Origin of the sequence: Paenibacillus arenilitoris, from assembly GCF_014705655.1 — a bacterium.
Taxonomy (GTDB): Bacteria; Bacillota; Bacilli; order Paenibacillales; family Paenibacillaceae; genus Pristimantibacillus; species Pristimantibacillus arenilitoris.
The window spans coordinates 1-21,794 of record NZ_JACXIY010000024.1; the positions used below are offsets into that span (position 1 = coordinate 1).

Below are 21,794 nucleotides of genomic sequence, written 5' to 3' on the forward strand. Positions count from 1 at the left end.
CGACGGCGGCGGCGGCAGCGCGTCGGCGGAGCGCGGGGCGCTCACGGAGGCGGCGGCGATGGGCGTCGCGCCGGGCGGTGAGCGCCAGCAGCGCGGCGGCGAAGGCGCGCCGCGCACGGATATGTGGGGCCTGCCCATCCGCGGCAGCGGCGGGTCAGGCGAGGGCCGCGGGTCGAGGCGGAAGAACGCGACGCCGAGCGGCGTGTTCGCGGCGCCGGGCGGCGGTCAGGGCCAAAGCCGGAAGAAACGCAAGAAGGGCGGCGGAGGCGGCAATGCGACGGCTGCTTTCGTGAGAAAGAAACGAAAGTAAGCGGGCCGGCGCGGCGGCTTTTAGGGCGCGAAGCTACGGGAGCCGCCGCGTTCTGGACGAAATGGGAAAATATATTTAGGCTTGTCGCTTGCTTTTTGACGGCGGGTATAGTACACTCAAGGCAATCGATGATATGAACCTGAATTCACATATTGAAAAGGGTGTCATTATAGTCATGAAACCCTTTCCAATGTGTGAATTTTTTGTTTAAATAACGAAACAGGCGCATATTAATTTTATTTTTTGGAGGTTTTTACACATGCAACAAGGTACAGTTAAATGGTTCAACGCTGAGAAAGGTTTCGGCTTCATCGAAGTTGAAGGCGGCAACGACGTATTCGTTCACTTCTCCGCAATCGTCGGCGAAGGCTTCAAGACGCTTGAAGAAGGCCAACGCGTTGAGTTCAACGTTGTTCAAGGCAACCGCGGACCACAAGCTGAAAACGTAGTTAAGCTGTAATAGCTTACCTTCGTTGATGAAACCGCTCCTGACCTCCGGGTCGGGGGCGGTTTTTTCGAAGGCGGGGGCTGCTGCGGGCGGTTTGGCGGCGGAGTAGTTTCAACTATTGAGCCTAATTGCCGGTAAATTCAGGCTGGTCGTACTTTTGTTTCAGGAATTGAAACTAGAAGGCAAGTTTCGGGGAAAACGACGCCAGTATCCGTTACGTAGGATCAAAATTTGAAATTAACTCGTTTCCCAAGGGGCGGAAAATGAGTTTAATTTCAATTATTGAGACAAGTCCGGCCTACTTCACTTTGTCGGCGGTTTGTCCAGTTTGCAGCGGGGGATGGAAGGCGCGTTTGGCAACAAAGCCTCCTTCTTGATTTCCATACCTAAAGTTGTTACAATGAATTCCTGTATATCTAGCAGCAAACAAGCTTAATTAGCGCAGTAAAGTCGAGGTGACCGGCATGGCGAAGAAAAACGACGGCAAGCAGCTTGCCCAAAACAAAAAAGCTTCCCATGACTACTTCATCGAGGATACGTACGAAGCGGGAATGGTGCTCACGGGAACGGAAATCAAGTCGCTTCGGAACGGCAGGGCGAACATAAGCGATGCGTTCGCGACGATCCGAAACGGCGAGATTTTTATACACAACATGCATATCAGCCCGTTCGAGCAAGGCAACATCCATAACCCTTCCGATCCGACGCGGACGCGCAAGCTGCTGCTGCACAAGGAACAGATCCACAAGCTGCTCGGCTTGTCGAAGCAGGAGGGCTACGCGATCGTGCCGCTGAAAATTTACGTGCGCAACGGCTACGCGAAGCTGCTGCTTGGGCTCGGCAAAGGCAAGAAGCAGTACGACAAGCGCGACACCGCCGCGAAGCGCGATGCCCAGCGGGATATTCAGCGCGCGCTGCGGGAGAAGCAGAAGGTCGTTCGTTAACCTCAAGTTTTCCATGGATAGAAGCGCCCATCGCTGCCAGAAACAAATACGCGCATTGGAGCTTCATTCGTGTTATACTAAAGCAGTAGCAAGGAAGCAGTAAGCATTCGTGCTTAACAATCGGCAGCGTCATCGATCAGACGATGCTGGCGTTAATCCAGAGGCTTCATTCCATGCTAAACGTCGGTGCCGCAAGGCAGCCGGCCGTTTATGCGAGAATGGGGGCGTTTATGGATTCGACGGGGATTGGACGAGCGCGGGCCAGCGGGTAGCAGGGAGTCGTCTGCTTCATCAACGCTAAAGCCAATTAAATGGCAACCAAAAACAATCCTACGCTTTCGCAGCTTAATAACCTGTGAGCGTGCTTCTACCTCGCATCGCCCATGTGCTAGGATAGGGGCTCAACTTTAGTGGGATACGCCGATCGGTCTCCGCCTGGGGTCGACGGAAGAAGACAATCAGGCTGACCTGAATAGAAGCCGGTCATAGGGCGTCCGTTCAGGTGACATCAAATCTGTGACTACACCCGTAGAAGCAAGCGTGGCGTGATCTTCGGACAGGGGTTCAACTCCCCTCGCCTCCACCATCATGAACACCATCCGCATGAGGATGGTGTTTTTGCTTTATATTTGTTGAAAAATTTGATAATATGTACATATATTATAAAAGTTATTACAGTTTATACGTTATAACTTATTAGGTGCTGAGCATACTATTGGAAAGGAAAATAAACATGGATGGTGTGGTCAAAGTGACAAATAATAAACCGAATGTGACGCGTTATTCCCGCAAAATAGGGCGAATGGGCAATAGCTTGGGAGTAAGCTTGCCTAAAGGCTTAGCTGCAAGGTTGGATGTTACGCAAGGGGATGAAATCGAATTTATTGAAAATGATCGCGGTGAAGTGGTGTTGAAAAAAGCTCGGCAAGGTCAACTTCCAGATAATGTAAGGCCGGAAGTGCTTGAAGCGTTCTTTGACGTGTTTGAAGAAGATGAAGGCATCCTTGAGGATTTAAGGGACCGATGATATGATAATCTTCCTAACCAAAGAAGAGGTTATTTCAGCCCACTATTTCATGATGAAAAGAATGAACGATGCAGAGCAAGCAGGTGTGAAGGATCATGGCCTGCTGGAATCTGCGATACATAGACCTCAGCAAACTATTTTTGAAGAAGATGCTTATCCAAATTTATTTGACAAAGCCGCGGCCTTACTGGAATCTCTGGTAAAAAATCATTGCTTCCACAATGGGAATAAGCGGACAGCCTATCTGGTTACAAAATCATTCCTCATGTTAAATGGGCAACATCTACGAATGGAACGTAAATATGCCGTGGAGTTTATCGTAGATATTGCAAAAGGATTGCATACGTTGGAGACTACTGCGCATATTTTGAAAGAACATTCTGTAGACAGATGATTCATCGTGCGTCTGCAGGTTGTGGCGTGATCTTCGGACAGGGTGGGTTCAACTTCCCTCGCCTCCACCATGTAAATCCACAACCGCATGAGGTTGTGGATTTTTGCTTTTTGACGGTACTTTTCTGTGCTACGAAAGTTATTTCTCTTATATTGCCTCATTATGGAGTTTTACATCGCTGTTTTTTAGCCAGAAAGGGGTTTAAGACGCCTGTGTCGAATAAGGTAATACAAAATCAGACAAGAATTACGCATAAAGGTGCGCCGTACGGTCGATGATCTGGTCTTGGAGAGGGGCTTTGTCAGTCGGCTAGATATGTTATTGAGGCATGGGAAAATCACCTAGAAGCGCAGCAAAATAGCGAATCGAAATAAGAAAGGGAGAAGTGTATGTTCCACACTGAACAAGTAAAAAGCTTTATTCTGCATCCTGAGCATGTTGTAAGCAATAAAGCCCTTCGATATTTTGCAGACAGCTTCCTATACGAAAATGATACTACGTTGATGCCGCTTTTGTTAGAAAGACTGAAGCAATCTAAGCAGGCCAGACCCATTCACTTGTTCTATGGATATAAGTTTCCGCAAACCGAAGAAACAATCCGCGAGCTGCTGGATTTGTGTCAGTCGCCGTCTATCGATCCTAATACGAAGTTTCATTTGGCGAATATGTTATGGAACAGTGATCTCCGGTCGTTGACTCCTTATGAGGAGTACATCGCGAAGGATCAGCATTGGAAAAAGCGGGTGCAGCAAAAGCGCAATCTTGCGAAGATGGACGATCGGGAACTGGTAAGAACCTTCCAATTGTTTATTGAGCAAAGTACCGGCCTATATGTGAATGAGTTTGATACGACGTACGGAGACGAAATCGTGAATGAACTATCTCATCGGATGTGTATCGATCCCGACCTTGTGATTCAGAAGCTGGACGCTTATCATCCCGACGACATGAGCTATGAAACCCCCTATTTCGTTCAGCTTGCGGGCGCAATGAAGCTGGAAGCGGCCATTCCTTTTCTGTGCGGCTTTTTGGGAGCGGAGGATGATTGGCTTCCAGAGAAGGCTGGAGAGGCGCTTGTTCAAATCGGGACAACCTCGGTTGTAACGACGGTCGCCAACCAGTATTTTGCTGCGAACGAGGAATATTTCCGGTTATATGCCTCCGATGTGTTCGGCAAAATCAAGCTGCCCGCCTCGGAAGAGGCGTTGCTAACGCTGTTGCCGGACGAGAAGGATCTTACCTATGCGACCAAGCTCGCGAACGGTCTATGCGAGTTAGGGTCAAGCAAGGTCATTCCGTTAGTCCAGGCGATGGTGGAAGGAGATTATGACCGGGGACTTTTGAACCTCACAGAGTCGATCTATGCTTACTGCGTAATCTCGAATACGCCGCATCCTTCATTATCTCAGTGGAAGAAGGAGCTTGACGAGGAGGAAGCGCGGCTGGCCGGGCGTGAGGCGGAATTGAATCGAATGGCTGTTACCGCCGGCTTCCATGGTGGCCTGAACAAACCTTATACGAACCCGAGTAAAGTTGGACGCAACGATCCTTGTCCTTGCGGAAGCGGGAAGAAGCACAAGAAGTGTTGCGGTGCGTAGGCGGGCATGAGGTCGGGTTTTTGCTTTAAACCGGATCTTTGCCGCCAAGGCAAGCAGTAGAAATGATTTTTTGATGGAAAGACATCTTCTCATTCGGGAAGGTGTCTTTTTCTTTTCGCATCCATGGCCGCCCTATATCTTTCTCGTTGACGAATTTGAATGGTTTTTTCAACAAGGTATTTTATTTAAAATACTACCTTGACAGTAATGGTAATGTGTCGTATTATACAAATGCGGGGTGATGATATGAGCGAGAACAAAATAACATCCGACCTGTTGCGCGGACATACCGATACGATGATTTTGCGGCTCTTGTCCGAAGCTGACCGCTACGGGTACGAGATTGTGAAGCTGATCGCCGAACGCTCGGGCGGCGAGTATGAATTAAAGGAAGCCACGATGTACTCCAGCGTCCGGCGGCTTGAAGCGGACGGCGATATTGAGTGGTACTGGGGCGATGAGTCTCAGGGCGGACGGCGTAAATATTTTCGGATTACCGAAAAGGGCAAGGCCACTTACGACCGCAACAAAAGCAACTGGGAGTACGCGAAGCACGTGCTTGAAAACTTATTATAAGGAGTGTTGAAGTTATGAACGAGAAGTTGACCAACTATTTGAACAGTGTTTTCGCACCGTACGATGGGGTGAAGAGCGTCACCGAATTAAAGGCCGACCTGCTTTCCGATTTGCAGGAGCGGTTCCGCGAACTCAAAGCCGAGGGCAAGGACGACGAAACCGCTTTTGAAATGACCGTTGATAGCATCGGCGACATTGAGCAAACGGTACGGGAGGTTGCCAACCTCTCCCGCTCGCTGGAGCGGCAGGTAGTGACGAACTTTAGCGGCGGCAACCTGGCGAATAGCGACTTTGCAGGCGTTAAGGCTCATAAGGGACAGTTTAAAGGCAGCGCATTGCGAGGCTCCGACTTTGCGGGCGCAGATTTGACCGGCAGCTCATTTGCGGGCAGCGATGTTCGTGAAGCCAATTTTGACGGCGCAAACCTGACCGACTGCACCTTTTCCGCCCTTGACCTGACGAATGCGAGCTTTAATAAATCGATCCTCGTACGAACCAATTTCAGCAAGTCGGGGCTTGACGGAGCCAAATTCACAGGAGTAAGACTGACCGACGTGGCGCTGTCGACGACCGATCTTAGAAAAACGATTTTTGAAGGTTGTTTATTTGACGGGGTCGACTTCAAGTACTCCGATCTGAGCGGGCAGCGCTTGGACGGACAGACGTTTATCGGCGTTAAGTTTGACAGAGCGGGATTAAACGGCGTTTCGTTCAAGGGCGCTACCTTCAAAAATGTGTCTTTCCAAGGGGGCTCCTTCTCCAAGAAATATTACCGTGCCATCAAAACCGTCTGCTTCGACGGCGCAACGATGGATAAACTGACCTTTGCTCTGCTCAAAGGCATGGAAGCCAATTTGTCTAAGGTTACCGTCATTTAATTTAAGGGAGGGGTTCCGATGCAAACCGTGCAAACCAAGTCCATTCAAGTAAAAGGACTGCAAAAATCCTACAAGCAGCTCCAAGTGCTGAAGGGTGTCGATTTCGAGGTGGAGAAGGGCAGTATTTTCGCCCTGCTCGGCTCCAACGGGGCGGGCAAGACAACGGTTGTCAAAATCCTCACGACGCTGCTCAAACAAGACGGAGGAACCGTCGCCGTAGGCGGATTCGATGTGGCGTCAAAACCCGATCAAGTGCGGCAGGCGATCGGCTTGACCGGGCAATTCGCCGCCGTGGACGAAATATTGACCGGACGGGAAAATCTGATTATGATCGCCAAGCTGCGCTACCTCAAGAACCCGCGTCAGGTGGCGGATGACATGCTGAAGCGCTTCGGCCTGACGGACGCCGCCGACCGCAAGGCGTCAACTTATTCGGGCGGTATGCGCCGCAGGCTCGACATCGCCTTGAGCCTTGTGGGAAATCCGCAGATCATTTTCCTCGACGAGCCGACGACCGGGCTTGACCCCGAGGCGCGCATCGAGGTTTGGAAGATCGTCAAGGAACTCGCGGACGGCGGCACGACGATCCTCCTGACCACGCAGTATTTGGAGGAAGCCGAGCAGCTTGCCGACCGGATCGCCATTTTGCACGAGGGCAAGATTATTGCTGGCGGCACGCTCGCGGAGCTGAAGAAGCTGTTCCCGTCCGCAAAGGTGGAGTATGTTGAAAAACAGCCGTCATTAGAGGAGATCTTCCTCGCAATCGTCGGCAAGAAGGAGGCAAAGTAAATGGAGACGGTAAAGAAACACTTTTTCAGCGATATGGGCGTTATGCTTGGACGCTCCATGCGCCATATTTTCCGCAGTATGGACACGATCTTCACGGTGTGCATCACCCCGATTGCGATGATGCTGCTGTTCGTCTATGTGTTCGGCGGCGCAATTCAAACCGGTACGGATAATTATGTGAACTACCTGTTGCCCGGCATCCTGCTTATTGCGATTGCCAGCGGCGTAGCCTATACGTCTTACCGCCTGTTTTTGGATAAGCAGCGGGGCATCTTCGAGCGGTTTCACTCCATGCCGATTTCACGTTCCACTTTACTGTGGGGGCATGTGTTGACCTCGCTGGTGTCCAACGCCGTATCGGTTGTCGTCATCATTCTCGTAGCGTTCGTTATGGGCTTTCGTTCGTCGGCGGGGATCCTGCCGTGGCTTGCGGTAACCGGCATACTCGCGCTGTTTACGCTGGCGTTAACTTGGGTCGCGGCAATTGCCGGACTGTCCGCCAAATCGGTGGACGGCGCAAGCGCCTTTTCCTACCCGATCATCTTCCTTCCGTTTATCAGCTCGGCGTTCGTGCCGACCGATTCGATGCCGACTGTCGTTCGCGTCTTTGCCGAGAACCAGCCGGTGACCTCGATCGTGGAAGCTATCCGCGCGCTGCTGGCAGGCCAGCCGGTGGGCAATGATATAGGGGTCGCGCTTGCTTGGTGCGTCGGGATTTTGCTCGTAGCCTATTTCTTTGCCATAAGGGTGTATAAAAAGCAGGTGTGATCTTTCCAACATGAACCCCGACCGCATGAGGTCGGGGTTTTGCTATGTCCGGGGACGACTTCCACGAACATTCGAATCATCGCGTTCCTGCGAATTGTGGTGCTGCACAGCCACCGTTCGCCTCTAACAATATGTTCAGAAAGCGACTGTGCCAGGTCGCTTGTTTGCGTTTCGTATTCGAAGCGGATCGTAACAATAGAGAGCAGGCTAATGGTTGCTAGACGAAAGCGGTAAAATCTGAGGATTCTCTTAACCAACTTAATATATGCTACAATTAATTAACAATCAAAAAGGAGAGGTGGACGCATTGGATCCGATGTTAACTCCGGCAGGGCTGCGAGCGGTTCCGGAGCTTAGTTATTTGACCGCGATTAACGTTGCTCGTTACCGGGCGATTATGAAATTTATCTATATGGAATATCAGCGTTTGAAATATTGGCTGAGGCCGGAGGAAATCTATGAGGGCGTGCAAGCCTGGGGGGTTCTGGAAGGCTATACGCAGGAGCAATGCTTGTCCGACCTTGAGAGCTTGAAGGCTTGGGGCAACCTGGCCTCCCGTCACGACGGAGGACGAGCGCTGTCGGTAGAAGAGTATATGAGGAAGAAGAGTCAATATTTGCTGACGCCCTACGCGATCGAGATTGAACGGATGCTGGAAGCGCTGGAGAAGGTGAAAGGTTACGGGGGCTCTCTGGAGACGACGTATTTCGATACGATTACGGCATGCATTCACGAGATTCGATTAAGCGCGATGGAATTTGAAACGGGCGAGGCGCTGCGGAATTGGGAGAAGCTCTATGAAGCGTTCAAAACGATGCACGAGAATGCGGCGGACTTCATTGCCAGCATCCATTCCATACAGGCCGAAGAAATGATGGCCACCGAAGGCTTTCTAGCATTAAAAGATAACCTGGTGAATTATTTGCAGCATTTTGTTAAAGGGCTGCAGAACGGCGCTTATAAGATCGAAGGTCAGTTACAGCGGATTGGAGACGGCTTGAGAGATGCCTATCTGGAGAAGGTGCTTGCGGATGAGCTTGGAAAGCCGCGACTGGAAGAAGGGAAATCGCCGGATGAGCTGCGAGTGGAGCTTCAACAGGGCTGGGACAATTTGAAGCGGTGGTTTATCGGCGACGAGCAGGAGCTCAGCGAATTGACGCTGCTTGAGAGGGCGACGAAGGAAGCGATTGCCAAGGTTGTTCGCAGCGCGGTTCGGCTGCAGGAACGGAGGCGCGGAGGCATGAGCAGGCGTAACGATCTGGAAAGTCTTGGCCGCAAATTTGCACAGCTGGATAGCTTGGAAGAAGCGCATAAGCTTGCCGCTTACGTATTTGGTCTATTTCCAAGCCGCCATTTGCAAGGTCTGGATGAACGCGGTACGGAACGGACGGATGCCTCGACCTGGGACGAGATGCCGAATGTGCGCCTCATCCGGACGCGAAGCCGTAAACGTTCCAATCGATCGTCTGCCGAGCCAATGCGAAATTACGCGGCTAAACGGGAGTCGTATCGGGAGCAACTGCTTCAGCAGCTGGAGGAGGAGCGGGCTTTCGTCGAACAGATGAGAGAATTAGGCAAGGTGCGGATCTCCGACATGCCGCTTCTGAAATCAAAGGAACGGATGCGGCTGCTTCAATGGATCGGCCGCTGTACGGCAACCGCTTCAAAGGCGTTCATAACCGCTGACGGGTACCGCATCTCGTTAGTGATTCCCGGCGACGAAGCGGAAGAGGATGCCATCCTTCGCAGCGAAGACGGCAATCTTATGATGCGAAACTATACGATCGAAGTAGCGGGAGGAGAGGCGGCACATGGCTAGAGGGGGGACGACTTCCTATGCGCTTCGCCGCATGCGAGCGAATCGGAAAGCGGACGCGGAGCATTGGAATGAGCGCCGCCGGGCTTGCGCGCATGCGCTCTTGAACCGGCATTGGATTACGAAAGAGGAAGACCCGGATCTGTTCTATGCGATTCGGGATCAGTATACGGAGCTGCGGGACTGGTTCGCCGAGTTTACGGGCTTCTTGCTTGTTCTGACGCGAACGATGGCCAAGCTGGATAAAGCGCCGGTCATTGCAGCGCCGTGGATGGGGTTCCCTGAATTTCGGGAGTCGCGGGATTATGCCTTATTCACTTATTCGTTATGGTTTCTGGAATCCAAGACGGAGCTGGATCAATTCGTGCTGACCGATATCGTCGAGCAAGTCAGCGAGCAGCTCGGCGCGTCAGGCCTGATGATGGACTGGGAAAATTACCAGCATAGGCTATCCATGGTGCGTGCGCTCAAGAAGCTTCGGCAGCTCGGCGTTCTTCGCCATATTGACGGCGAGGAGACGGATTGGGCACACGACAATCGTACGAAAAACGTGCTGTACGAATGCTCGCCTTCCGCCAGGTTCGTGCTGCGCCATTTTCCGAAAGAACTGAAGGCTTATGACAGTCTGGACGATTTCAATGAACAGATCGTATACCCCGAGACGATGGACGGCGACCTGCGCAAGCGTCGTCATCGCATATATAGGCGCTTGCTCCTGGAGCCGGCAGTCTCGGATCAAGAATGGAGCCCGGATGAGCTTTACTATGTACAGACGCAGCGGCGTACATTGATGGATCAGATGCAGTTTATGTTCGGCTTGGAGGGAAGCCGGTACCGGGAAGGATTGTTTTTCTTCCATCCGGAGCTAAGCGGCGATTGCAGCTTGTTCCCTACGGCGGCAGGCGTATCGGATCTTGTGCTTCTGTTCGCGGGAGAGCTTAGAAGAAGGCTGGGCAGCCGCGATTGGTATGTGACGGAGCAAGGGACGGTGGAGCTGACACGAACGGATGTTGAAGGGCTGTTATTCCAATTGAAGCAGAAATATGAGGAATATTGGAGCAAGGAACATCGGGGGCTTAGTCTGGGAGAGCTAGCGGAGGTACTGACTGCGCACATGACGGAATGGAGCCTGGGGAAATGGGTAGAAGGAGAAAGCGGCGAACGTTTTGTCGTATCGGCGGTCGTCTCGCGCTGGACCGCGGATTATTCATGGGATGAAGGAGAGGAAGGAACGGCATGACAGACGGGCTTGTTGAGAGAGAAAGGCGTGACCGCTGGCAGATGAACAGGGCGGGCATCCTTAATTTTTGGTTTTATGAAGACGAAGAATTCGAGCTGGAGGATGGGCGGCTCGTACTTCGCGGGACGAACGGCGCTGGCAAGTCGGTGACGATGCAAAGCTTCATTCCGCTTGTACTGGACGGGGATAAGCACCCGAACCGGCTCGATCCTTTTGGCTCGAAGGACCGCAAGATCGAATACTATCTACTCGGCGACAAAGAGGAGCATACGGATCGGACCGGCTATTTGTGGGTCGAATTTTATCATCCGGCAAAAAATATATACAAGACGATAGGCATCGGCTTGCGGGCGCGGCGCGGGGCGTCTCAGCTCGGCTTCTGGGGGTTTGTACTGGAGGACGGCCGCCGTATCAATCATGATTTCTGGCTGTATGACCGGGTGCTGCAGTCGGAAGGCCAGGGAAAGTATCCGCTGGATCGCAAAGGGCTGGAAGGAGCGATCGGCGCAGGAGGGCAGGTCGTTCAGGAACAGAGAGGCTATCGCGATCTCGTGAACCGTTCCTTGTTCGGCTTTCACGACAAGGAAGCTTATATCGATCTGCTGAACCTGCTCATTCAGCTCCGCAGTCCGAAGCTGTCCAAAGATGTGAAGCCGACCGCGATTTACGAAGTTTTGGTACGCGCGCTGCCGCCGCTGCATGAGGAGGAACTGCGTCCGCTGTCTGAAGTGATGGAGGACATGGATCAGTTAGCCGACCGATTAGAAGAGCTAAAGCTGCATCGAACGGAGCTGGAAAAGCTTAATCGCAGCTATGAACAGTATAACCGTTACCTGCTCTATCAGAGCGGCGAGCGGCTGCTGGCGTCAAATGACGAATGGCAAGAGGTCAAGAGGCAATTGTCCGGATTGTCCAAAGAGCTGCAAATCGCCGTGCAAGAAAAGTCGGATACCGAGAAGGCGCAGGCAAGCAACCAGGAGCAGACGGTTGCGGCGGATACGGAGCTGGAGCTGCTCGGACGCAGCGAGGCTATGGAGAAGCAGCATGAGCTTGATCAAGCGGAGCAGTCGCTGAAGGATACGGCTCTTTATACCGAGCAGGCGCAGAAACGGCTGACGGCTGCGCTGCGGGTCCGCGAGACGGCGGAGCTTGCGGCGGATAAGGCGAGAAAGCTTCAAGAAGAGCTGTTGGGGTTGCAGCAAGAGGGGCTCTCGGAGCTGGAACAGCTGGCCGGAGATATGGAATTTGCTCATCATGGGGTGTATGCGAGGTATTGGAGTCCCGAACCGCCGGATGAGGCTTCATTCCTAACCGCATGGAGGAGAGATGTAGAAGCGCATCGCAATGCGATTGGAGAAGCGATTCGGCTTGCCGATCAAGAACGCGAAGCCGGGCAATTGGTCGCTGAGTATGATAAACAGCTTGGCGCGATGCGTTCCGAGCGCGATCAAGCGGAGCACGCGATGCGCCGAGCGGAGGATGCATCCGAGTCGGCGCTGTATCATTGGAAGGAGTGCTTGCTGGCCTGGAAGCAATCGCTGCTGCAACTGCAATTGAACGAGGCTGCGACACAGGCGATGTTCGCCGCGAGCAGTGAATTATCTTACGAGCGGCAGAGCGTAGAGGCGGTGCTGGAGCCCGTGCGCAGCGAGGTCGACCGCAATCGGCAGGAGATTATGGCGGACAAGCTGGAGCAGGAGCAGCGGGTGAAGCAGCTGGAAGCGGAGCGGGAAGCGCTTGCCGCAGAGAAGCTGGCCTGGGAGCAGACTCGCGAGCCCGAGCCTGCGCGCAGCCGTGCGCGATCGCTAACGCGAAGCGGGTATGGCGCGGGATTTGGAGCGCCGCTTTATGAAGTATGCGATTTTCATGCACATATCGGCGCCGAGCAACGGGCAAGCGTTGAGCTGGCCCTTCTGGGCAGCGGGCTGCTGGATGCCTGGATACGGCCTGACGGCCAAATCGGCACGGTCGGCGACAAGGATGAAGAGGTATGGATCGTTCCGCAGCCGATTGAATGGGGTTATACGCTCGCGGATGTGCTGAAGCCGATGCCGTCCGCTGAATCCGGACTGACCGAGCAACAGATCGAAGCGGCGCTGCGTTCGTTCGCATGGGGCGAAGGATTTGATCCGGATTTGCTTTCGGGAGAACAGTCGACGCTAGTCGTCGGCAGAGACTATTACCAGTTTGGTTCGATCGTCGGCAAGGTTGACCCGAGCTCGCATCGGGCGCAGTATATTGGCAAAGAAGCTCGTAAACAGTACAAGCAATCCGAGATTTCCCGGTTAAACCAGGAGATTGCGATTCGCGAGGGCGCCTTAGCCGAGCTGCGCCAACGGATCGCCGGGCTGGAAGCTGCCATACAGACTCTTCAGCAAGAGCTGTCGCGTTTCCCGAGTCAGGATGAATCCTTCGCGGCGCTTCGGCGGGCGTGGTCCGAGCAATATGAAGCCTCGACGCGTTTCCGGCTGCTGCTGGAACAAGAGAATAAGCTGGCTGATCAACTGCGGATCAAGCAGCAATTATGGGCGGAATTGAAGCAAGCGTTCATTGCGTTGACTGCCGGGTGGACGCGACTCAAATCGCTCCGAGACCTTCAAGAGGCCAGCCAAGCCGTCGGCGGATATGTCGAAGGAATCTCTCAATTGCAATCCGATTGGCGGGAATACAGGCAGCGGAGCGAGGAAGCGATACGGTACGAAGCGGATGCGAGAGAGCAAGCGGAAATAGCCGAGACGGAAGAGGAGCTGAGGGACGAGCTGTTCGATAAGCAATATGCGCTTCGCGTGAGGGTGGAGCAGCTGCGCAAGCTGATGGACGAGCTCGGAATCAGCGATTTGTATGGTCGTATCAGCGCCTTGAAGACGAGGCGTCAAGAGCTTGCCAAGGAGCGCGAGCAGCTTGGGGAGGCAATCGTGGCCAGTGCGTCGCGCATCGCGGTGCTGCAAGAGAGGCGGTCGGGGCTGGCAGAGCGGGAGCAGGCGGCCGATGACAATTTGGAGAAGAGAAAAACTTACTTCCTCGCCGAGTGGCGGCTGCGTCTCGTTCCGGAAGCTGCGGATTCGGAACTGGACGGCGATGCGGCAGCGGACTGGCTGGCGGCATGCAGATCGATCGTCGCCGAGCTTGAACCCGCCGTATCCCGATCGAACAAGGAGAGGCTGAGCGGTGTGCTGCAGGATCATTTCAACGCCTCGAAGCATCTGCTGGCCGAATACATTCTGGAAGCCGACATTAGCGAGACGGGGCGCATTACGCTGTTATCGATGAGGGACCGGACCCGTCCGCAGAAGCCCGCAGCGCTGCTCGCGGAGATGGGGGATATGCTGACGGAGCAGGAAAATCTGCTTAGCGAGAAGGACCGGGAGTTGTTTGAGGAAATCATTTTGCGCAGCGTGGGCAAGTCGATTCGCCAGCGCATTCAACGCGCCGAGCTATGGCTTAGAACGATGAACAGGCTGATGGCGGAACGCGACACGTCGAGCGGTCTGAAGCTGCAGCTGCAATGGGTGCCGAAAGCGGCGCAGTCGGAGTCTGAAATGAACAGCGACGAACTGGTGGAGCTGCTCCGCCGGGACGCGCATCTGCTTCGGGACGATGAGGTTGAGCGGCTCGTCGGACATTTTCGATCCCGCGTCCAATGGGCCAAGCAAGGAGCGGCCGAGGAGAGGGAAGCGCTGCGCAAGCATATTTACGAGATGCTTGATTATCGCTCATGGTTCCAGTTCGCTCTTCGATACAAGAAAGGCGATGAAGCGCAGTACCGTGAGCTGACGGATGCAAGATTCAACGTGCTGAGCGGCGGGGAGAAGGCGATGTCGATGTACATTCCGCTGTTTGCCGCTACCTATTCGCGTTATGCGGATGCGAGCCCCGATGCGCCCAAAATCATTTCCCTTGACGAAGCGTTCGCTGGCGTCGACGATGAGAACATTCGCGATTTGTTCGGGCTGCTGACAGAGATGGAATTCGATTATATGATGACTTCTCAGGTGCTGTGGGGCTGTTACGATACGGTTCCCAAACTTGGCATTTGCGAGATCTACAGACCCAAGGATGCCAATTACGTAACGGTTCTCCGCTACCGCTGGGATGGACGGCGCCTTGAACCGATTGCCGCTCACGGGGGCGATTTGGAGTCATGAAGGAAGAGGAAGCGATTCGAAATTATTTCGGAAAGCCCGGGTTTGAGCGTTTTTTGAAGCTGGTCGAACGACAGTACACGGCCTCCAAGGAGGGGGCGAGAGGGTATGTGACGCTCACGAACATTAGCGATGTCGAACGTCATGCGCTTGATGGGTTCTATAGGACGTACAGCCCTCCGGTAAAAGGGGACACGAAGCGATACTCGCTTAAGAAGTTCGATCGGCTGCTGAAGGAGAGCAGGTTCGAGCTTACGATCCCGAAGCTGCTCGAGCTGTTAAACGGCGAGCCTGTTCTTACGCGCCGCGAGCAGACCGAACGGATGAACGCGGAATGGAGAGGGGTTATCCAAGCCGCTATTGCAGAATCGGGCGCAGCCGATAAAGCTGCGGTACGCTGGGCAGAGGGGCTCATGGAAGAGTCCTCGCCCGGTTTCCGAACCTTGAGGATCGTGTTCGCCAAGTCGCCGGAGGATGCGCGGCATTGTCTGAAGCATTGTTTGGCTGCATTAAACCGAATCATTACGGCACAAGGCAACAAGCCTGTACGGCTTCCCGTTCTGGCGGCGGAAATTACGGGCGACGCGCACGCAATGGATTGGAGAAACCCGCTGGGACGCTTGTTTTGGTGGGGGCTGACGGCCATTCAGGAACAGTCGTTTGCCGCTTTGTCGGAAGACAACCAACTTGATTTTACGGATACTCCCCCTGCAGACAATTCGCAAGCGATCTTGATCCGTGAAGGGTACCGCCGCGGCGGCGTTGCCGACGATGATCTCTCCTCTCAGGTTATGCTTTACGCCCCGGAGCTTTTTGGGAATAGGGAGGAGCGCCTATTAACGCTCAGGCAAGTGGAGCAGTTGTCCTTGGAGAGAGGCGGGAAGCTGCATTATCGGCGCATTCACATGGTCGAGAACCCGTCTGTATTTGCCGAGCTGATGGATGCGGATGCTCAAAAGCTTAATGGAACAAGAGCGAGCCATATTGTTCCTCCTATTCTCGTTTGCGGGAATGGCCAGCCCACGACAGCTGTAATTAAATTACTGGATGCATTGCTCAGTCAACCGGTGAGGATCGATTTGTATTATTCAGGGGACCTTGATCCTGCGGGGTTGGGCATTGCCTGCGGCTTGCAGCTTCGCTATCCGGACTCGTTCCATGCTTGGCGTATGGATACCGCTCAATATCTACGATATGCCGACAGAGGGATGCCGATGAGCGAAAATGAGCGGCTGCGCCTGTTGGAAGGCCGATACGATTGGGATGCGGCGCTAGCCGCAGCTATGAATGACAAGGGGATAAAGCTTCATCAGGAATTGTGGATCGCTGAGCTGCTTCAAGATTTGGAGCGTTATGGGGAACAGACTGGGCGTTAATGTATTATGAGCACTGCCCACGGAGGAGGAGCAGTGCTCAAAATATGAAGATTGGATCATTGAATTAATCCGCGATGCAAACGATATATTCTCCACGGCTGCTTCCTGATTGTATGACGCCCAGATCCTTCAATCTGGCAATGTTTTTTGCAATACTCGAAGGTGAAGCTTCTAAGGTATCGTCAAACAATTGTCGATGAAATACCTCCCCGTCTTCCATTCTGCAGATCAACTCGAACATGGTTCTAACATGCCCTTTTCCCAATAATTCACGAATATGCTTTATTCGATCGTAACGTTGAAGCTCTTTAAGAACTTTGGTAAGCGATGCATTAACGCAATCAAGGTAAAATAGGATGAAAGGTTTTAGGTTGCCTTGGGTTGCAGTCGTAAGGGTGTCGTAATAATCCTCGATTCTTTTATCGAAAAATTCTTCAACACTAAATGCATCCTTAATTGTAGCGAGGTCGGTATGAATGAGGCCAACCAAAGTTGAAAAAGCCCGGGCCGTTCTCCCGTTGCCGTCAGGAAATGGGTGTATATAGCCTATTAAATGATGGGTGATCCCGGAAATAATCAACGGATGAACTTTCTTTTCGTGATCTATTTTTTCCGTTTCATAGGGATTCGCAAATCCGGTGACACTCGTGTATAACCAAGAGAAATAAGCTTGCATAAGACGCGGGACTTCATTAAATGGAGGAGGTTGATAACTGATATGACCATCGCCATCTTGAAGTGCCACCGATATATTTCTATAACCGTCCGGATAACCCGTTAAGTCTTTCATTAAAGTATGTTGAATTTTTTTTAGCACAGGTTCATCCATGTCGGAAAAATCCTTGTTAGGCTCTAAACGATAAAGATATTCATAGGTGTCAAAAACGTTCTTAACTTCCAATTGTGCCTTTTGTTTTATGGTAAGCGGATTTTTCTTGTAGTTTTGATAAAGCTGCTCGACTTCTTTGAAATCCAGTTTATTCTGTTCAATTTTAGTTGTAAAATGCGCGGTTCTAACGAGAGAGTTACGAAGAATTGTAGGTTTTAGCGGATGGCTCTTTAATCCCAATCTAGCTAATGCCCCTATATTCCGCTCTGCTTCTAGGATAAGTTGTTGTATTTCATAGTCATAGGGATTTAGCTTGGGGATAAAGACTAAGCGTCCTTCCGAAGTATCAAAGTGCTCATAAGTAAAAACGTAAGTCATTTATTACACCACCTTTTACACTTGAAAATACAAATACATCAATGGTTTTTGTTTAGTTAGAGTATATTCAATTACACTTAGTATGTACACCTATATTTACTATTAAACTAGCCTAATTTAATAAGCTGAAGTTCTGTTGCTGATGGGATTGTCCTGCGTTTCCCAGATTACTAATGAGTACACTCCGGCGTATTCTGGTTTTGCATATCCACGATTCGCCTCCATTACGAAAACCCCGACCGCATGAGGTCGGGGTTTTGCTATGCGCGAAAATGACGACTTGGCAAAATTTCTACTTCGCGTTCTCGTCCGGCTGATGAATGCCGAAAATATTGCCTTCCGTGTCGATGTAATACCCTTGCCACGCCATTCCGGGCAGCGCATACTTGGGCAATGCGACCTTGCCGCCGAGGGCAAGAATTTTGGCTTCCGCAGCATCGTAGTCCTCCACACCCATAGTGCAGGCATAGCCATTCATTGCACTGCCCGGTTCCGGGGAGGGTCCTTGACGCTGCATCAAGGCGCCGTTAATCCCCATTTCCTTGGCGTCGCCCGTCACAGCGCCAAAATAAGGCATGCCGGCATAGCTGCTCCAATCCTCGAACGTCCAGCCGAATGCTTCTCCATAAAACCGTTTCGCGCGATCCATATCATCCACGTGAATTTCGAAATGCACCAATCTACCCATGATTTCCTCCTTAGGTTTGACTTTCATACTTAAAAGATTGTCTTTATGTCTTCGAACTCCTTCTCATTATTGTTATTATTTAATGAAATATTCATTTCTTGCCGATAGGGTATTGCCGAAGAGCAACGAGGTGCGCTAGGAAAAAAATGGGGACGTTAGGGGTTGGCTCCCTTCGTCGTCTTTTTTCGTAGCGCAGCAAATTTTTATAGATAATATAATGACTTACTATTATTTATTTAAATGATATATTGACATTCAGATGACATGACATTAAATTGGTAATGTAAGCGCTTTTAAATATGGGTGAATCTACTATTGGAATGGAGGCTATTGAGGTCATGAGGTTGAAGAAGAAAATGCTGTCCCCCTTGATCGTGCTTTCCGCAATCCTTTCTCTCATTTGTTCGTCCCTGTCCCCGCTAGGGGCGGAACGAGTTCACGCGTTCGACGCATCCGACGCGGACACGGCGATCAAGGCGTTCAACGACATGTTCTGGGATCCGGCCGCGAACACTTTTTGGGCTAATTCGAATCGCAACAGCCATCAAGGCTTCTGGGTCGAGGCGGAGCTCTGGGAAATGGTGATGGACGCCTATGTCCGTACGTCGGATCCGGATTTGAAAGCCGAACTTAGAACCCAGATCGACGATATATTCGATGGCGCGGTCGCCATTCACGGCGAGGATTGGACGAACAATCCGTTCAACGACGACATTATGTGGTGGGCGATGGGATCGGCCAGAGCTTACCAATTAACCGGGGAACAACGGTATTTGGACAAAGCCAAATATTATTTCGATTTCGTGTACGATACCCAGTGGGACGACGAGTTTGCCGGGGGCGGCATTTGGTGGCTCAATTCGGAGCATACGACCAAAAATTCATGCATCAACTTCCCCGCGGCGCAAGCGGCCGTCTATATGTACAATATTACGCAGGACGAGCATTATTTGGATGCGGCCGTCCGTATTTTCAGCTGGGGCAAAACGAGACTTTCGAACGGAAACGGATTAATCTATGACCGGATCGAGGTCGCAAGCGGCGTTCAGGGCGGGGCGACTCATTACAATCAAGGCACGTACATAGGGGCGGCCGTCGGTCTCTATCAGGCAACCGGCATCGCGGCTTATTTGGACGATGCCGTGAAAGCGGCGAGTCATACGATGAACCATATGGTCGATGCCAACGGACTGCTGTACTACGAGGGCCCGAACGGGGATTTGAAGGGCGGCAAAACGATCCTGATGCGCAATCTGGGCTTTTTGCAGAAAGCGCTGAATGCGGAAGCCGGCGGGACGCATGAGGCGTTCGAGGAAGAGTTCGATTACTGGCTTGCCTTCAATGCCGAGATGGCCTGGAGCCACCGGAACGCCGCCAATATCGTCGACGGCAACTGGGCGGGCCAGCTGCTTGCCGGAACGTACGAATCGTGGTCGTCCTCCGGCGCCGTCGAAGCGCTGACGGTCGTCGAGCCGATGGACGTCGAGCTGCAATACGCGGTCAAAAACGCCCATAGCCGAATCGAAGCGGAAGCCTATAACATCGGAACCGGCTTCGTGATGGAAGGTTCCGCCGACGGCACGTCGCAGCTCGGAGGCATTCAGCCCGGCCACTACGCCGCGTACAAAAACGTGAATTTCGGCGACGGCGGGGCGATGGGGTTCATCGCCCGGGCGTCCAGCGGAACGGGCGGCGGCCAAATCGAAATCCGGCTCGATTCGTTGCAGGGCGACAAGGTCGGCACCTTGAACGTGGAAGGAACGGGCGGCTGGAACTATTTCATGGATGCGGTCGCCCCATTGCAGGACGAGCAAGGAAATCCGATTGCCGTGACCGGCACCCACGATGTTTACCTGGTGTTCAAGAAAACGAACGACGACTATTTATTCAACTTGAACTGGTTCCGATTCACCGCCTCGGATCCGACCGACACCCATCCTTACTCGAAGCTGCAGGCCGAGCGCTACGACGGCAGCGAGGGCCTTGGCAAGAACGAGGAAGGGGGCTATCTGGACGCCATTCACAACGGCGCCTATGCTTCCTATTCGGACCTCGACTTCGGCTCCGGCGCTGGCGGCATTACGCTCCGCGCGGCGAGCGGCAACCAAGGCGGCACGATCGAGGTGAGGCTGGACGGGCCGGACGGGCCGACGGCAGGCGTCATCGAGATTCCGGCGCTTGGCAATTGGAACGAGTGGGTGGACGTAATGGCCCCGATCGATCATTCGGCGGCGACGGGCGTCCGCGACTTGTATTTGGTCTTCCGCGGCAAGGACGGGAGCGACTTCCCGTGCAACCTGGACTGGTTCGCGTTCACGTCGGCGCGTGGCAAGGATAGAGACGCCTACGGCAAGCTGGAGGCGGAAGACGCGACGAACGGCGCGGGCTTTGGCAGGGAAAGCGGCGGCGGGCAAACGTATTTGGCGGGCCTGTACGGTCCGAATAATCCGTACGCCATGTACAACTACGTCGATTTCGGCAGCGCGAGCCCGTCCGAATTCCACGTGCAAGCCGCAAGCGCCACGGGCGGAGGGACGATCGAGGTTAGAATCGGCAGCATGAAGGGGCCGATTATCGCGACGGCTGCCGTATCCGGCACCGGCGGCTGGCAGAACTTCCAGCTGTTCTCGGCGGACGTGACCGTTCCCGTAACGGGCAAGCAAATCGTCTTCCTGCTGTTCAAAGGCGGCGACTGGCTGTATAACCTGGACAAATTCACGTTCGGGGATCCGGCCGTCTTCACGGCGCCGCCCCCTACGACAGAACCGGAGGACGATAACGATCCTCCCGGTGAGGTGGACCATGTCCGCGTTATCCGCGGGGACGATGCCCTCAAGCTGAGCTGGGACGGTCCTTATGATCGAGATGCCGCCAAAACGCAAATTACGCTGCTTCGCGAAGGGCAGCCGGTCGGGAGCGTCGCCGAAGTGAACAGAGGCGTGCAAACCGCGGTCATTTCGGGCATCGAGCAAGGCGTGTCGTATTCCCTTTTCATTCGAAACGTCGATGAATCGGGCAACGCGTCGCAAGGGATTCTCGTGGGAGAAGAGGATCTCCCAACTTATACGCTCACTGCGGCTGGGAAACGGCTGCGGGATGGGGACTCGTTCGAGGACGACGCGTACCTGGCCTTTGACGTGGGGGCCTCTTCGTCCGGAATCGCCTCGGCAACGATCGCCATTGACGGCAAGACATACGGTCTCGATCCAGCTGCGGGCGATCATCTGCAAATCGACATGGCCGGTAAACTCGGCGAGAAGTCGGCGACCGTTGCGATCGAGGACCGGGCGGGCAATAAGCTTACGGAGACGATCCGCTTTGAGGTCACGACGAGCGTAGGCGCGATGGAGCGATTGCTCAAGCGTTACAAGGCTTCGGGGGACGTAAAGGGTCCCCTCGTGAACCAGCTCGCGAACGCGCTGAAGCAGGCTGGGCATCATCTCGGGAAAGGAAAGCCCAAAGAAGCGGCCAAGCACATGGGCAGCTTCGTCAAGCACTTGAATAACAAAACGATGAGCCGCCATGTGACCGATGTCGGGAAAGCCGCTCTGAATACGGATGCCCAGACGCTTATTCGGCTGTGGAACGCGTAA

General features: G+C 53.2%; 16 protein-coding genes, 1 other RNA gene and 1 pseudogene. 16 read left to right on the top strand and 2 right to left on the bottom strand.

Going from position 1 to position 21,794, the window contains the following annotated elements:
• From IDH41_RS19570 to IDH41_RS19640, 15 genes and pseudogenes are all read left to right on the top strand, one after another.
• Window positions 1–310: pseudogene (locus IDH41_RS19570) on the top strand (ribonuclease R); the annotation flags it as partial.
• A gap of 259 nt (window positions 311–569) precedes the next feature.
• Window positions 570–770 carry a cold-shock protein gene (locus IDH41_RS19575; protein WP_012772186.1) on the top strand — a complete coding sequence of 67 codons (201 nt, stop codon included), beginning with the start codon at window positions 570–572 and terminating at the stop codon, window positions 768–770.
• Between the two features lie 452 nt (window positions 771–1,222).
• A complete protein-coding gene (smpB, locus tag IDH41_RS19580) occupies window positions 1,223–1,702 on the top strand; it encodes an SsrA-binding protein SmpB (protein WP_190864015.1) in 480 nt (159 codons plus the stop codon).
• A gap of 220 nt (window positions 1,703–1,922) precedes the next feature.
• Window positions 1,923–2,288: a transfer-messenger RNA gene (gene ssrA / locus IDH41_RS19585) on the top strand.
• 147 nt (window positions 2,289–2,435) lie between these two features.
• The gene (locus IDH41_RS19590; RefSeq protein WP_190864017.1) at window positions 2,436–2,729 is read left to right on the top strand and encodes an AbrB/MazE/SpoVT family DNA-binding domain-containing protein; all 294 of its coding nucleotides are present in this window, start codon (window positions 2,436–2,438) and stop codon (window positions 2,727–2,729) included.
• 1 nt (window position 2,730) lies between these two features.
• The gene (locus tag IDH41_RS19595) at window positions 2,731–3,123 is read left to right on the top strand and encodes a type II toxin-antitoxin system death-on-curing family toxin (protein ID WP_190864019.1); all 393 of its coding nucleotides are present in this window, start codon (window positions 2,731–2,733) and stop codon (window positions 3,121–3,123) included.
• Between the two features lie 389 nt (window positions 3,124–3,512).
• Complete coding sequence (locus IDH41_RS19600) at window positions 3,513–4,721, top strand: SEC-C metal-binding domain-containing protein (RefSeq protein ID WP_190864021.1); 1,209 nt, start codon at window positions 3,513–3,515, stop codon at window positions 4,719–4,721.
• A gap of 246 nt (window positions 4,722–4,967) precedes the next feature.
• Window positions 4,968–5,297, top strand: coding sequence for a PadR family transcriptional regulator (locus tag IDH41_RS19605; protein WP_190864023.1), 330 nt, complete (start codon window positions 4,968–4,970; stop codon window positions 5,295–5,297).
• A 14-nt stretch (window positions 5,298–5,311) separates the two neighbouring features.
• Window positions 5,312–6,175 (top strand): pentapeptide repeat-containing protein, encoded by an 864-nt coding sequence (locus IDH41_RS19610; RefSeq protein WP_190864025.1) that lies wholly within the window; start codon window positions 5,312–5,314, stop codon window positions 6,173–6,175.
• 18 nt (window positions 6,176–6,193) lie between these two features.
• On the top strand, window positions 6,194–6,964 hold the full coding sequence (locus IDH41_RS19615; RefSeq protein ID WP_190864026.1) for an ABC transporter ATP-binding protein: 771 nt from the start codon (window positions 6,194–6,196) through the stop codon (window positions 6,962–6,964).
• Window positions 6,965–7,732 (top strand): ABC transporter permease, encoded by a 768-nt coding sequence (locus IDH41_RS19620; protein WP_190864028.1) that lies wholly within the window; start codon window positions 6,965–6,967, stop codon window positions 7,730–7,732.
• Between the two features lie 316 nt (window positions 7,733–8,048).
• Window positions 8,049–9,551 (top strand): TIGR02677 family protein, encoded by a 1,503-nt coding sequence (locus IDH41_RS19625; protein ID WP_223829883.1) that lies wholly within the window; start codon window positions 8,049–8,051, stop codon window positions 9,549–9,551.
• Window positions 9,544–10,788: a TIGR02678 family protein gene (locus IDH41_RS19630; protein WP_190864031.1), complete on the top strand. Its 1,245-nt coding sequence runs from the start codon at window positions 9,544–9,546 to the stop codon at window positions 10,786–10,788. Before IDH41_RS19625 ends, IDH41_RS19630 begins: the two co-directional genes overlap by 8 nt.
• Window positions 10,785–14,933 (top strand): TIGR02680 family protein, encoded by a 4,149-nt coding sequence (locus IDH41_RS19635; RefSeq protein WP_190864033.1) that lies wholly within the window; start codon window positions 10,785–10,787, stop codon window positions 14,931–14,933. The genes IDH41_RS19630 and IDH41_RS19635 overlap by 4 nt, the downstream gene beginning before the upstream one ends.
• Window positions 14,934–14,986: 53 nt before the next feature.
• Window positions 14,987–16,306: a TIGR02679 domain-containing protein gene (locus IDH41_RS19640; RefSeq protein ID WP_190864035.1), complete on the top strand. Its 1,320-nt coding sequence runs from the start codon at window positions 14,987–14,989 to the stop codon at window positions 16,304–16,306.
• Window positions 16,307–16,370: 64 nt separating this feature from the next.
• Here IDH41_RS19640 and IDH41_RS19645 read toward each other — a convergent pair whose 3' ends face one another.
• Complete coding sequence (locus tag IDH41_RS19645; RefSeq protein WP_190864037.1) at window positions 16,371–17,513, bottom strand: Fic family protein; 1,143 nt, start codon at window positions 17,511–17,513, stop codon at window positions 16,371–16,373.
• Window positions 17,514–17,805: 292 nt separating this feature from the next.
• On the bottom strand, window positions 17,806–18,201 hold the full coding sequence (locus IDH41_RS19650; RefSeq protein WP_190864038.1) for a VOC family protein: 396 nt from the start codon (window positions 18,199–18,201) through the stop codon (window positions 17,806–17,808).
• Between the two features lie 338 nt (window positions 18,202–18,539).
• Here IDH41_RS19650 and IDH41_RS19655 point away from each other — a divergent pair, with 338 nt between their 5' ends.
• A complete protein-coding gene (locus tag IDH41_RS19655) occupies window positions 18,540–21,794 on the top strand; it encodes a carbohydrate-binding protein (protein ID WP_190864040.1) in 3,255 nt (1,084 codons plus the stop codon).